Source organism: Tenacibaculum sp. MEBiC06402, assembly GCF_049239625.1.
Classification (GTDB): domain Bacteria; phylum Bacteroidota; class Bacteroidia; order Flavobacteriales; family Flavobacteriaceae; genus Polaribacter.
Genome location: NZ_JBMKKT010000083.1, coordinates 1 through 12,897 on the forward strand (window position 1 = coordinate 1; position 12,897 = coordinate 12,897).

Genomic DNA, 12,897 nt, shown 5'->3' on the forward strand with positions numbered 1-12,897 from the left:
ACTTTTAGTCCCCAGTATAATAAACCTCTGTACTTTCAGTACAGAGTGATTTAGTTTTTGATTTAATAAAATCTGTAATTAAGTAACTTATAAACTTCCCGACTTGAGTTGTAGCTGTTTTTTCGTTAGAAACTGACGGAGCTCCTTCACAAATATGTAAGTAAGAAGCGTTTTCATGCTTTCCGAAGTAATTTATAAACTGCCTTGTTTGTTGTGGTGTAAAACCACTTGGTGTCATTGCACTACTAGGAAAATATTGAATGCAATCTAAGTCTATTTCAATTCCAAACGATTTTTCAGAAACAAAATTTAAAGCTCGTTGAAGTTCACTCTTAAAAGAGGTAGTTTGATAAACTTCCATTTCTTCATACATGTTGTATTCTAGATTTATATGATCATGTATGTATTCAAAAATATATTGAGGAGTATAATTTTCATGTAAACCAAACATAAAATACTTATCTAGAAAACCATTTTTTAGAGCATAGGAAAATCCATTTCCACTATGTCGTTCTTCTAATTTTCTTAAATCCGTATGTGCATCAAGATTCACAACATTTATGGCATCATTTTTAGCTTCAGATAAACCTTTAATGTTTCCATAAGCATTGTTGTGTCCTCCGCCAATAACAATTGGTGTTTTTCCACTCGAAGAAATAATTCGAATCCATTTAGAAAGTTCATTATCTATTTTCTGAACTAGTTCATTACCTTTTTCTCTATCAGTAGGATTAAAATTCACAACATCATCTAAGAAATCTAAATAACCTAGAATCAGAATTTCATTACCATTAATAAACTGATTTTGTTGCGTGTTTAATAATGCTTTTAAAGCTGGTATAAACGCTGTATGCGCACCAGGATTACCGTAATTCATCTGAACACCGATATCTTCAGGAACTCCAATGATAACAAACTTAGCATTTGAGTTATTCAATTCATCTGCAATGTTTTTATTATCAGAAATGCATTGAACACATTCACCTAATTTTGTTTCACCATTTCTAGTTGAAACAAACTCATTAATATTTTCTAGAGAAAAGGTTTGTAACATAATTAGATACGTTTTCCGTTAAGGTATACAGATTCAATTACGTTAGAACCAAAACTATATGGTAAATATCCATAAGAAGGAATTTCTTTCGTGATAAAGAAATTTGCTTTTTTACCTTTAGTAATGGAACCAACTTCATCAGATAAACCCATTGCATAAGCTCCATTAATAGTTGCTGCATTAATTGCTTCTTCTGGCGTCATTTTCATTTTTATACAAGCTGTAGAAACTACAAAATTCATATTACCAGAAGGTGTTGATCCTGGATTATAATCTGTTGCTAAAGCTAATGGTAAATTTGCATTTATAATTGCTCTAGCAGGAGTATAAGGAATGCTTAAGAAATAAGAACATGAAGGTAAAGCTACAGGCATTGTATCACGTCCTTTTAAAGCTTCAATATCATCTTCTGTCATTATTTCTAAATGATCAACAGATAAAGCTCCTTTTGCTACACTAGCTTGTAAACCTCCAATTGATGTAAATTGATTCACATGAATTTTCGGAATAAGTCCGTATTTTTTACCTGCATCAATCACTCTTTCTGTTTGTTCAACTGAAAAATACCCTGTTTCACAAAATGCATCTATAAAATTAGCTAAACTTTCTTTAGCTATTTCAGGTAGCATTTCGTTAATAATTAAATCAATATAGGCTTCTTTATTTTCTTTATATTCTGTTGGAAACGAATGTGCTCCTAAAAACGTTGCTTTTATAGGTAACGCAAATGTTTCTCTTAACTTTCTAATTACTCGGAGCATTTTTAGTTCAGCTTCAACTGTTAAGCCATAACCTGATTTAATTTCAACAGCTCCAGTTCCTAAACTTATGATTTCTTTTAATCTTTTGCTCGATTGTTCATACAATTCTTCTTCCGAAGTTTCTTGTAGTTTTTTTGCTGAATTTAAAATACCACCACCACGATTCGCAATTTCTTCATAAGTTAAACCATTAATTCTATCAACAAATTCTTGTTCTCTATTTCCGGCATACACAATATGTGTATGACTATCGCACCAAGAAGGAAATACCATTTTTCCCTTACAATCGATAATAATTGCACTAGGATGAAATGTTGGAATATTTTCCATAGTTCCAAAATCTTTAATAAGACCTTTTTCAATAGCTAAATATGCATTCTTTATCGTAGGTAAGTGTTTCATTTCTTCACCAGAAACCTTTTTAATCTCAGATTCTCTTACCTGAATTAATTCCTTGATATTTATCAATATTGTTGTCATATATGCTTTTTAACTTTGAGTAAAGACAAACTTACATTAAAAAACGAATTATTATGGTATTTTTTCTAGGGATTACATGCGGATTTATATTTTTAGCTCTTTCACTTTTACATGTGTATTGGGCATTTGGAGGTGCTTATGCTTTGGGCGGAGTTATTCCAACAAAATCGGATAAAAATAAAGTGTTTAAAGCGCCACCATTTTTGACTTTTTTAGTAGCTGTTTTTCTATTAATGGTTGCGATGGTTTATATACATAATGCTCGAGTTTATGATGTAGCTTTTCTACCAAAGTTTTTACAAGAATTTGGCGTAATTATTTTTTCTTCAATATTTATTATAAGAGCAATAGGTGATTTTAAATACGTCGGTTTCTTTAAAAAAATAAAAGGAACTCAATTTGCAAAGAATGATTCAAAGTACTTTTCGCCTTTGTGTGTATTTCTTGGAATAGCAGGAATTTTAATTGTAATCTTGGGAAATTGATTAATTTAGTTGGAACAAATATTTTTTAAATGATTCCAGCTACAGAATACGTACCGTACTACACACCATTTATTTCATTATTACCAGAAGAAAATTCGATTATTGAGAATTTAGAAGCAGCACAAAAGGATTTCGAGAAAACACTTAGAAACATTTCAATAGAGAAAGAGAACTTTGCTTATGCTGATGGAAAATGGACTATAAAAGAACTCATTCAGCATATTATTGATACTGAACGTGTTTTTTGTTATAGAGCACTGAGTTTTGCAAGGAATGATCAACAAGATTTACCTGGTTTTGATCAAGATTTATTTGTTGTTAATTCTGTAGCACAACAAAGAGATTATAATGAATTGTTAGATGAAATGGATGTATTAAGAAAAGGAACTATTCAATTATTCAAAAGTTTTACTGCTGATGATTTATTAAAAATTGGAACCGGTTCGGGAAATAAGATTTCTGTGAGAGCTTTAGGAATGGTTATGGCTGGTCATCAACAACACCATTTAAATGTTATAAAAGAGCGTTATTTATAATTAAAGGATTTATGAATACGGATTTAATTGATACGAATTATGTTTATAATCATAGAATTTTTAAAATTTGGAAGGAATTAATTTTTCTTTATGGAACTCTATTGATTGGGTTAACAATTTTTGATGGAGTAGAAACTATTGTAAAATACGAGTTCTACATTATTTTATTTTCACATATTTTTTGGTTTTCAGGAATAATTATGATGCTTCTAAATAGTAAATTGTTTTTAAGAATAGGAGAGGTATCTATTACAAATAAAGAATTAGCATTTGAATTAAAGGATTCAAAAAAAGTAATAGAATTAAATTCAATTAATCAAGTAATATTCGGCAAGGAATATGGGAAATTCTATTATTTGAAAATTGATGAATCGGAGTTAGTAATGGAACTTGATAAAAATCAATTGAAGGAATTAAAAAATATTCTTGAAGAATTAGATATAGAAATTACACACAGACACTATACTGACAGAATATTGGAGTGGTACAAAAAGATAACCTCTAGAAATAAAGCTTAATAGTAGAAGTTGAAGTGAAACCTAATTTCTTTAAATAAAGTATGTTTTAATTCTTATGAAAGATTAGCTAATGGAAGTTAAAATATTTCAATAGCATAGTGCTGCTTAAATTCTTTATTTATATCTAATTCAATAATACCGTCTTTTGTAGTGAAATCTTGATTGGTGGTTTCTAAATCAGCTGCTCCCATCCAAGGCTCAAAACAAATAAACGGTGCATCTTTTTTTGTCCAAAAAGCAAAGTATTCCCAATTTGAGGAATGAAAGTTAATTCCATGATTATGTTTCGGTGATTGCAATGAAATTACATTCGATTTGATATTCTTATAAATTAAAGCATCATCCTCAAATAAAGTATAGTCAAGAGGAAGTTTGGATGGTAATTCCACTGTTGTAGGCTTTTCTATGCGTAATCCATTTTCTTTGTTCAATGAATATTGAAGAGGTTTTTCTTGGTGTTGAAATTCTACATAATAATCAGAAAATGAAGTATCATTGGTTATCGGACATTTAAAAGCGGGATGCGCACCAATTGAAAAGAATAAAGGATGGTTATCAAAATTTATAACTCTGTAGGTTATTTCCAAAATATTTTCATTTAAATGATACCCAATTTGAAGTTTAAATCGATAAGGATAGATTTCTAACGTTTTTTCAGAGAAAGATAATTCAAAAATAATTTCATTGTTTGATTGAGATATGACTGAGAATTCATTGTCTCTTGCAAAACCATGTTGAGGTAAATAAAACTTTTTATCATCGACATAATAAGTATGATTCTTTAATTTACCTACAATAGGAAATAGAATAGGAGCGTGGCGTTTCCAAAATTTAGGATTACCATTCCAAAGGTAATCTAAGCCAGTTTCTTTTGAATACAGTTTTGTTAGTTCTGCTCCAAATAAAGCAATGTTGACTTTAATCTTATTGTTTTCTAATACAATCATTTCTTTCTCTTTAGAATAAAAAAATCCTCACTTATAAGGTAAGGATTTTAAAGTTTAATATTCAATTTTATCGTCTTTTTCTGACCATTTTTGAAATGGCTCTAATGCGATGTCTCTTCCTACTTGTTCAAAAGGAATACTTCTTTTTTCGTACGGTAATGGAATTTCTTTATAAATAAACTCATCATCAAATCCAATATTAGCCGCATCTACTTGATTGCTTCCATAATAGACTTTATCTGGTCTTGCCCAATAAATCGCTCCTAAACACATCGGACAAGGTTCACAAGAAGTATATACAATACAACCATCCAATTGAAAAGTTCCTAAATTTTCACAAGCATCTCTAATCGCAGTGACTTCTGCATGTGCTGTAGGATCATTTGTTGAGGTAACTTTATTATTTCCGCGACCAACAATTTCTCCGTCCTTAACAATAATACATCCAAACGGACCACCTTCATTGTTTTGCATTCCTCTCAAAGCAGCTTTTACCGCTTCGCTCATATATTCTTCGTGTGTATTCATGTTTTTATTTTAAAGAAAAAAGGGCAACAAAAATAGTAGATTTTACAATACGAAAGCATTTTCAAGCCTTCTTTTCCAAAAAATAGAATCACTCCAACGTGTTTCTGCTCCGTAAAAAAGGTTTTTATGCTTTAAATAATGTGCCCAAACGGATTCGACTTGTGAAGTATATTGTTTTGAAAATTGATTCATTTTTTCAAGATCGGATAAATCCGAAAGTTGAAATTTTTTCAATAATTCAGAAACTTGCATGGCATTCGCCATAGCGTTAAACATTCCTTGGGAAGATAAAGGATCAAAACTTAAAGCTGCATCACCCAATGCTAACCATTGTTGACCAACTACCGTATGTAGTTTTGTAGAATTAGCACTTACCACACCATGAAAGTTAATTTCGTCAGTATTTTCCTCTACTAACTTTTTCATCGTTTCATTATTATTTAAAAGTTCCGAGAAGGAGTTAAAGTTTTTAAATACTTTTTTATCAAATATATCAGAATCTGTCTGGTAAGAAATAACTCGTTTGTTATTTGGTAAAACCGCTGAATACCACCAACCAAATTCATCACTTAGAATCGTACTCATGGTATTTTTTGATTTGTTTGGTAGGGTTAACCAACAAGATATTAAAGAATCAAAATGGGTCCTTTTGATACCTAAACTTCTTGCAAAATGAGAATTTCTACCTGTAGCGTCTATTACAAAATCTGCAGAGATAGTAATTGTTTTTCTATTCTTTTGATCATCTTTTTTAGAAGTAACCTTCCATTTTCTTTGGGAATAATCACTGCTGAATAATCTAAATCCCCAAAATCCTTTTACGCCCTTTTCTAAAGCTTTTTCTCTTAGAAATAAACCGAGTTTTTTTCGGTCAACACTTTTTGATAATCCATCTGGGTTTCTCAAATGATCAAGTATTTGTAATTGATCACTTCCCCAGTAGGATTGCATTCCTAAATTATTTAGAGATAAGTTTTCATATTGATCATCATTTAAAGATAATCCAAGAGCATTAAAAACACGTTGTGTAGCAGGAGCTAAAGATTCTCCAACTTTGTCAATCGGTTGTTCAAGTTTATCAATTAAAGTAACATTATAAGTTTCCGATAAAGCAATGGCAGCAATGCAACCTGCAATGCCGCCACCTATAATTAAAATTTCTGTATTATGATTTGTGTTCATAGTAGAATAGCTCTCTATTTAGGAATAAACCTAGAGAAACGAGTCATTTTTTCAGGAATACCAACTTCTGTTTTCTTTTGTGGTACTTCTTGATGAGACTTAGTCTTGGTTTTGTTAATTCCATGTAATTTGGAAGCTAATAAACTAATTGTATGAATAACATTTGGAGTTTGAACAAAATCTTTTGTCAATTCGTCTTCAACTAAAGTTAATAATTGATTTTGAGCTCCTTCTAATAAGAATTCTTCATTCAATAAATCTTTATTCGATAATTTATCAACGGCAGATTTCAATACATCTTTAGTCTGAATATTTAATGATTCAGCATCTAAAGTACTCGATAAATCATTCAATGTTGCTTTAAGTAATGCTTTTTCTTGTTCAGGGGTAGGTGTGATTCCAACTTGCATTTCTTTTGGAAAGTTTGGATCGTTTTGAACTCCAGGACGTTTTTGTACTACTGCTAGTTTATCAAAATACTTAATCATGCTATTAATCTGATTTGTATAATTAGGTGCAGCACCATCCAAAGGAAGATCGTTTAACCAATCAGCTCTATCAGCGAAAGCTTCCATACGAGTTTCTTCGGCTAAATTAGTATCTAAAGTTTGATCGTAACGTTTTTCGTCTAAAATATTATTTGGAACTCTTGCAGGCCAGAATGTTGGTAAATACGGATCATATGTCGTTGTATATCCATCTCTACAACTTGCTGTATCCGTTTGCCACGGAATTGCCATCCAACGCGTAATTCCACCAGCTACTTGTCCGCCTAAAATCGGACCTTTTGCTAAAGTTAATGTGTCACTACTCATTGTTGGACCGTAATAAATATTATTGACAGGCGGAGTTGCCTTTGCATGTTTAACTCTAAAAGGAGCCATGTACATTCCAGAAGAACGCATTGGCCAAGTCATTTCACAACCCGGATGGAATGCATCCGCTAAACAAAAATCCATAGCTGCTTTAGTTAGCATATCAGGCTGTTCATGAACAGGTAAATCATCAATGGTTTTTTGTTGTTCATGAAAAGGACAACCCTCTGTATCCATATAATCAGCGTCAAAATCACCTTTTACCCATTGATCTAAAAACTCCAATTGTAATTCCGATAGCGTAGCATGTTGACGCACAGAACCGATTGAAGGAATACTAATTGCATCTCCATATAACCAAGGCCATAATTGTGGAGCTTCTGCACCCGTTACTTCAATTCTTCTAAAATTATTAGAAATCGTTCTTCTCATCTCTAAAAATGCAGGAGAAGGATTACCCAACTTTTTAATCCATTCTTTCGAAGTGTAATTGAATTGTCCTCCCCAACCAAATGCTCCGGCGAATCCAGCATTTACCCATTGTAAATCTGTCATGCGTTGGAAAATTGGCAATATATCTTTTGTAAAAGAAGGTCGTTGCGGCCTTGTTAACATTCCAGATTTTACAGCGACACTTCGCATTAAATCCCACATTGTTCTTACCGATTTTTGCATTGGTGCGTAATCTGGCGGGGCACAAACAACCCAAGCAGGATCAACTTTTAATTTTGTTCCGTTGTATTCTACTTCAGCAGTAACAGGTCCGTCAGAAGTATCATCATACCAACCTTCGTTATTGGCAAATGTAATTGCGATATCACCGTCAATATTTTCAGATTTTCCATGTCCACCTAACATAATTAATCTACCTTTTTCATCTGTTTTCATTTCACCTAAATACACTTTTTTAGATAAAAACTCTCCTTCGAAGAAAGGACCATCTTGAATATTAGTTCCGGAAATGGACTTTGCTCCTCCATCAATTAATAACGATTCACGATTAGGAATATTGATATTTCGTAAGAATGAAGGCGGAGCATCGGCAGCTTCAGGAATATCTAAAGCTAATTGAAACTGATACCATGAAGCTTTTTGATTCGCTAAATGGCAATGCCAAGTAATTTTAGCATTTTCAGCAGTTAATTCTTTTACAGCTTTACCAGCAGCATTAAAACCATAGATTCTGAATTGTGCAGCTTGTCTTTTCAATGCACCGACTTCATCTCTATAAGCGTAAGGATCTTCTTGCGCTATTGGTTCATCGGTTAAAGGGCCAATGAAATATTCTTTTTGGCTATTTCCAACTCGCATTATTCCTATTGGCGGATAAATTCCAGCAGTAACAATACAATCATCATCTTCATCAGTATTTCCTTGGAATTTAGGGTTTCGCTCTTTTGGTTCTTCTAATAATTCTCCATTCGCTTGATGACGCGCCTCTGCACTTGCGGCGTACACAACTTTTCTAACTTCAGCGATAGAACCTAATGGTTCATGTTGTGGTAGTGTTCTCCAAATATTGAAGGCTAAATTACTTCCAAATTCCGCTTGACCTATTGCAGCAACATTTTGTTTTGGTAAATGAAGTTTTGCTATACAGATATATGGACTTTCTTCGGTACTCCAAACCACTTGTGCATCATCAATTGGCATGCTATCAGGATTCGTTCTTAATTGAATTTCAAATCTGAACGTAGCATCACCTTGTAGTAAACGTTTTTCAAGATCAATTTTTAAGTAATCATTGTCATTAAAAGGAGTTCCTTTATATGTGTTTTCTGGAATCAAACGATATTTTACAATTTGGTTGTCTCCTAATTTAAAAGGAAGTATCGCCCAATAACTTGCACTTAAAACACTCGCTTCTTCCTTAGTCATTGCTTGTAATATAGCAGCAAGTTCTGGATGTTTATCTATGTAAGAATCGTAATCTTTATCAATTACACCAGCAGTTGTAAAACTGCACATTTGTTGCGCATCACGAGCAAAAAAGCGATCGATATTTTGCATTATGAAGTCAGCATTTGATCCACCATCTAGCATATTTTCACCATTGACACCAAAAAGTTTCAGACCAACTCCTAAAGTAGAATGTAAATCAGGTGATGTAGGAGTAGTGTCGCTCGAAAAACGCACGGCACATTCATAAGAATCACCAGCAAATATTCCCAGTTTAAAGCGTTCTTCTATATCTTTATTAATAACAAAATTTCCGTAGGCAATTCCGTGTTGTTTTCTAAAAACAGCTCTTTCTGCAGGTTTTTGACCTCTTTCAATGCGTGTTTTTTGTCCCATTTCAACAAACATCTCTTTAAGACGTTTTGTAATGGTTTCAATATCTCCATCACAATTCCAACATGAAGATGACTTGTAGTTATTAGATTCTTCCATTGATTAGTAAGTTTAAAGTTTAGGTTAATCAGTACTAAAAATAAAACTTAATCAGTGGTTTTCCTCAGGAATAATCCCCAAACGTATTTTTTTTAGTTATGGGTGATTGCTTTTTTAGGTTGAGAGATAAAAAACCACAACGAAATGTTGTGGTTTTTTCTAATTCCAAATATTTAAAGTTTTATCGTTGGTCTAACAAAAACTGATCAAACTCTCGTTTGTGTCTTGAAAATGTTAGTGTTTCTTTTAATCTATAAAATTGATCCTTATCCGGACAGTTTTGATAACTGATTTTTAAAATATTTAATCTGTCTTTATCAAAACTAAATTCATTTACAATAGGTCTAATTCTATCAATTGAAAAACAGTTTCTCTCTAAATGCTGTTTTACCAGTTTTAAACGTTCTTTAGTAAATCGTTCATCTTTTATAGACTTTAAGACATAATCATATTCGTTTTGAGATAAAGGTCTACAGTCATTATAACCAGGTCCTTGCTGATTAATTTGTGCAATTTCTCTATCAATAAATCTGATTAACCTTTGCTTCATATAATTCTCATCAATTAACTGTTCGGTGTAATAGAAATTCTCTAAATCAAATGAATAAGGAAAAGCAAATTGTAATAGTTCAAATCTATTTCTAATCGACTGTAAAGTTTCAGTCAATTTCATAATTTGGCTAGTACTTAAACAATTTCTAGAGATAATATCTTTTAACTCCCTTAAGTTAAAATTCAAATTATTTCTTCTTCCATTTAAAATACTACTGAACTGATATTCAGACATAGGTTGATTACATACATTTGTAGTAACTCCGTGATAATAATCCGCATTCGGATAATTAATTGTTGATATAGCGTTTTGGGTTCCTTGAGTATTATGATATAATTTCATAGCGAAAGAAAAGCTATTGAAAAGATCATATACCTGAAAGAAATTTCTTTTATCAATTACTCTTGGGTACGCATTTACGCAAATCCTGTATTTTCTTCTATCGCTAGAGAAATATCGACAGGCGTCAATTAACTCTGAAACATAAATATCATTTTGAGTAGTATAATTAACAGCCCTGTCTAAAACTGTTTCTGGTGTGTATTTCTTTTGAGAAAGTTCTTTCTTAAATGATTCGTATTTAGTCTTCTTTTGTCCAAAGGAAGCAAAAGAGAGGCAAAAGCCTAATAAAAGTAGTATTCTTAGTTTCATAAGTTTTGTTTTAAGTTATTGTGAGGTTAATTTCAAACAACATGCCAATAATTGACTAATACAAGAATAGGAATGTTTAATTCGGTTTAAAGATTTTATTATCAGTTAGTTTTGAGTTCAAAAAAAACCACAACAAAATGCTGTGGTTTTATATTTCTTAAATAAGAACTTAATTATTTTAAACTTCCAGTCATGTCTTCTGGTTTTACCCATTCATCATATTCCTCGGAAGTAACATAACCTAAGTTAATTGCTTCTTCTTTTAATGTTGTTCCGTTAGCGTGAGCTGTATTAGCAATTTCTGCGGCTTTGTAGTATCCAATTTTAGTATTCAACGCTGTTACTAACATTAAAGAGTTATTTACTAATTCAGTAATTCTTCCGTAGTTAGGCTCAATACCAGCAGCACAATTTACATCGAAAGATACACAAGCATCTCCGATTAATTGAGCTGATTGTAGAACGTTAGCAGCCATCATTGGTTTGAATACGTTTAATTCGTAATGACCCTGAGTTCCTCCAACAGTTACAGCAACATCGTTACCCATAACTTGTGCACAAACCATTGTCATAGCTTCAGCCTGTGTTGGATTTACTTTTCCTGGCATGATAGATGATCCTGGTTCATTTGCTGGAATAATTAACTCTCCAATTCCAGAACGTGGACCAGAAGCCATTAGACGAATATCATTAGCTATTTTGTTTAACGAAACAGCTAATTGTTTTAAAGCTGCATGAGTTTCAACTAAAGCGTCGTGAGCAGCTAATGCCTCAAATTTATTTTCAGCAGTAATAAATGGTAAACCTGTGAATTCAGCAATATACTTAGCTACTAAAACATCATATCCCGCAGGAGTGTTTAATCCAGTTCCTACTGCTGTTCCACCTAAAGCTAACTGACTTAAATGTGCTAATGAATTTCGCAAAGCTTTTAAACCGAAGTTTAACTGCGCTACATAACCTGAGAATTCTTGACCTAAGGTTAGGGGAGTAGCGTCCATTAAATGTGTACGTCCAATTTTTACAACATCTTTAAAATCTTCAGATTTCTTTTGTAAAGTATCTCTTAATTGCTCAACTCCAGGAATTGTAACTTCAACTATTTTCTTGTAAGCAGCGATGTGCATTCCGGTTGGGAATGTATCGTTAGATGATTGTGATTTATTTACATCATCATTTGGTTGAATAGTTTTTTCGCCTACACCAATTTTCTTACCAGCAATTTCGTGAGCTCTGTTCGCAACAACTTCGTTTACATTCATGTTACTTTGTGTTCCAGAACCAGTTTGCCAAATAACTAACGGAAATTGATCATCGTGTTTTCCGGCCAAAATTTCATCACAAACTTGTGCAATTAAATCACGTTTTTCTTCAGCTAAAACACCTAATTCACAATTAGTATAAGCAGCAGCTTTCTTTAAATAAGCAAATCCGTAAACAACTTCTAAAGGCATTGTTCCAGCAGGACCAATTTTAAAGTTGTTTCTAGAACGCTCAGTTTGTGCTCCCCAGTACTTATCGGCAGGTACTTTTACCTCGCCCATTGTGTCTTTTTCAATTCTATATTCCATTATTATAATATTAATTTATAAGTGGATTCAAAGTTAAGAAAACTAGCAGAATTGTTAGTTGAAATAATTGTTGAAATATTTTATAAAATGATAGAAAATAAAGAAAATATGTGCTATTTTTGCCTTCAGTAATTATTTATCAAAACAAAAGATGTTAAATTTTTCAGAGTTTTCAGGATTAGTATTATTCATGTTCATTTTTACAACTGGATTTTGGTTGTTAATTTTCTTATTAACGTTTGTAGTTCCTTATTGGATTGGTGGAACTATCTGGGAAAATTTAAAATTAAAGAGAGAAGCAAAAAAAGCTGCTGAAGGAAAGTAGTTTTAAGGATATAAAATATAGAAGCCCGCAATTTGCGGGCTTTTGTTTTTCTATAAAGGTTTTTGTTTTTAAAAAAACTCTAGTAAATAAAATAGGCTTT

Annotated in this window: 12 protein-coding genes; 4 read left to right on the forward strand and 8 right to left on the reverse strand. The window is 32.1% G+C overall.

The window, feature by feature from the left end; genetic code table 11:
- Positions 1-4 precede the first annotated feature (4 nt).
- Entirely contained in the window at positions 5-1,054 is a 1,050-nt protein-coding gene (locus ACOSP6_RS01925) for a formimidoylglutamase (protein ID WP_422093053.1), read from the reverse strand.
- 2 nt (positions 1,055-1,056) lie between these two features.
- Complete coding sequence (gene hutI / locus ACOSP6_RS01930; RefSeq protein WP_422093054.1) at positions 1,057-2,295, reverse strand: imidazolonepropionase; 1,239 nt, start codon at positions 2,293-2,295, stop codon at positions 1,057-1,059.
- A 53-nt stretch (positions 2,296-2,348) separates the two neighbouring features.
- Here hutI and ACOSP6_RS01935 point away from each other — a divergent pair, with 53 nt between their 5' ends.
- From ACOSP6_RS01935 to ACOSP6_RS01945, 3 genes are read left to right on the forward strand one after another with little or no spacing between them, the layout of a single operon-like run.
- Positions 2,349-2,780 (forward strand): DUF3995 domain-containing protein, encoded by a 432-nt coding sequence (locus ACOSP6_RS01935; RefSeq protein ID WP_422093055.1) that lies wholly within the window; start codon positions 2,349-2,351, stop codon positions 2,778-2,780.
- Positions 2,781-2,809: 29 nt separating this feature from the next.
- On the forward strand, positions 2,810-3,316 hold the full coding sequence (locus ACOSP6_RS01940) for a DinB family protein (RefSeq protein ID WP_422093056.1): 507 nt from the start codon (positions 2,810-2,812) through the stop codon (positions 3,314-3,316).
- An 11-nt stretch (positions 3,317-3,327) separates the two neighbouring features.
- Complete coding sequence (locus ACOSP6_RS01945; protein ID WP_422093057.1) at positions 3,328-3,834, forward strand: hypothetical protein; 507 nt, start codon at positions 3,328-3,330, stop codon at positions 3,832-3,834.
- A gap of 77 nt (positions 3,835-3,911) precedes the next feature.
- On the opposite strand, the gene ACOSP6_RS01950 is transcribed toward ACOSP6_RS01945, so the two are convergent.
- The 6 genes from ACOSP6_RS01950 to fumC form a co-directional block, all read right to left on the reverse strand.
- A complete protein-coding gene (locus tag ACOSP6_RS01950) occupies positions 3,912-4,781 on the reverse strand; it encodes an aldose 1-epimerase family protein (protein ID WP_422093058.1) in 870 nt (289 codons plus the stop codon).
- Between the two features lie 54 nt (positions 4,782-4,835).
- On the reverse strand, positions 4,836-5,309 hold the full coding sequence (locus ACOSP6_RS01955; protein ID WP_422093059.1) for a nucleoside deaminase: 474 nt from the start codon (positions 5,307-5,309) through the stop codon (positions 4,836-4,838).
- A 42-nt stretch (positions 5,310-5,351) separates the two neighbouring features.
- Complete coding sequence (locus ACOSP6_RS01960; protein ID WP_422093060.1) at positions 5,352-6,491, reverse strand: tryptophan 7-halogenase; 1,140 nt, start codon at positions 6,489-6,491, stop codon at positions 5,352-5,354.
- Between the two features lie 14 nt (positions 6,492-6,505).
- Positions 6,506-9,697, reverse strand: a complete 3,192-nt coding sequence (locus ACOSP6_RS01965; protein WP_422093061.1) for a LodA/GoxA family CTQ-dependent oxidase — start codon at positions 9,695-9,697, stop codon at positions 6,506-6,508.
- A gap of 181 nt (positions 9,698-9,878) precedes the next feature.
- Positions 9,879-10,901, reverse strand: a complete 1,023-nt coding sequence (locus tag ACOSP6_RS01970; RefSeq protein ID WP_422093062.1) for a DUF4476 domain-containing protein — start codon at positions 10,899-10,901, stop codon at positions 9,879-9,881.
- 173 nt (positions 10,902-11,074) lie between these two features.
- The gene (gene fumC / locus ACOSP6_RS01975) at positions 11,075-12,472 is read right to left on the reverse strand and encodes a class II fumarate hydratase (RefSeq protein ID WP_422093063.1); all 1,398 of its coding nucleotides are present in this window, start codon (positions 12,470-12,472) and stop codon (positions 11,075-11,077) included.
- 151 nt (positions 12,473-12,623) lie between these two features.
- Between fumC and ACOSP6_RS01980 the strand changes: the two genes are divergently transcribed.
- Entirely contained in the window at positions 12,624-12,797 is a 174-nt protein-coding gene (locus ACOSP6_RS01980; protein ID WP_165872123.1) for a hypothetical protein, read from the forward strand.
- The last annotated feature ends 100 nt before the right edge of the window (positions 12,798-12,897 follow it).

Coding starts and splice junctions, on each gene's coding strand:
- ACOSP6_RS01925 (WP_422093053.1), bottom strand. CDS start 1,054: ATGTTACAAACCTTTTCTCTAGAAAATATTAATGAGTTTGTTTCAACT.
- hutI (WP_422093054.1), bottom strand. CDS start 2,295: ATGACAACAATATTGATAAATATCAAGGAATTAATTCAGGTAAGAGAA.
- ACOSP6_RS01935 (WP_422093055.1), top strand. CDS start 2,349: ATGGTATTTTTTCTAGGGATTACATGCGGATTTATATTTTTAGCTCTT.
- ACOSP6_RS01940 (WP_422093056.1), top strand. CDS start 2,810: ATGATTCCAGCTACAGAATACGTACCGTACTACACACCATTTATTTCA.
- ACOSP6_RS01945 (WP_422093057.1), top strand. CDS start 3,328: ATGAATACGGATTTAATTGATACGAATTATGTTTATAATCATAGAATT.
- ACOSP6_RS01950 (WP_422093058.1), bottom strand. CDS start 4,781: ATGATTGTATTAGAAAACAATAAGATTAAAGTCAACATTGCTTTATTT.
- ACOSP6_RS01955 (WP_422093059.1), bottom strand. CDS start 5,309: ATGAATACACACGAAGAATATATGAGCGAAGCGGTAAAAGCTGCTTTG.
- ACOSP6_RS01960 (WP_422093060.1), bottom strand. CDS start 6,491: ATGAACACAAATCATAATACAGAAATTTTAATTATAGGTGGCGGCATT.
- ACOSP6_RS01965 (WP_422093061.1), bottom strand. CDS start 9,697: ATGGAAGAATCTAATAACTACAAGTCATCTTCATGTTGGAATTGTGAT.
- ACOSP6_RS01970 (WP_422093062.1), bottom strand. CDS start 10,901: ATGAAACTAAGAATACTACTTTTATTAGGCTTTTGCCTCTCTTTTGCT.
- fumC (WP_422093063.1), bottom strand. CDS start 12,472: ATGGAATATAGAATTGAAAAAGACACAATGGGCGAGGTAAAAGTACCT.
- ACOSP6_RS01980 (WP_165872123.1), top strand. CDS start 12,624: ATGTTAAATTTTTCAGAGTTTTCAGGATTAGTATTATTCATGTTCATT.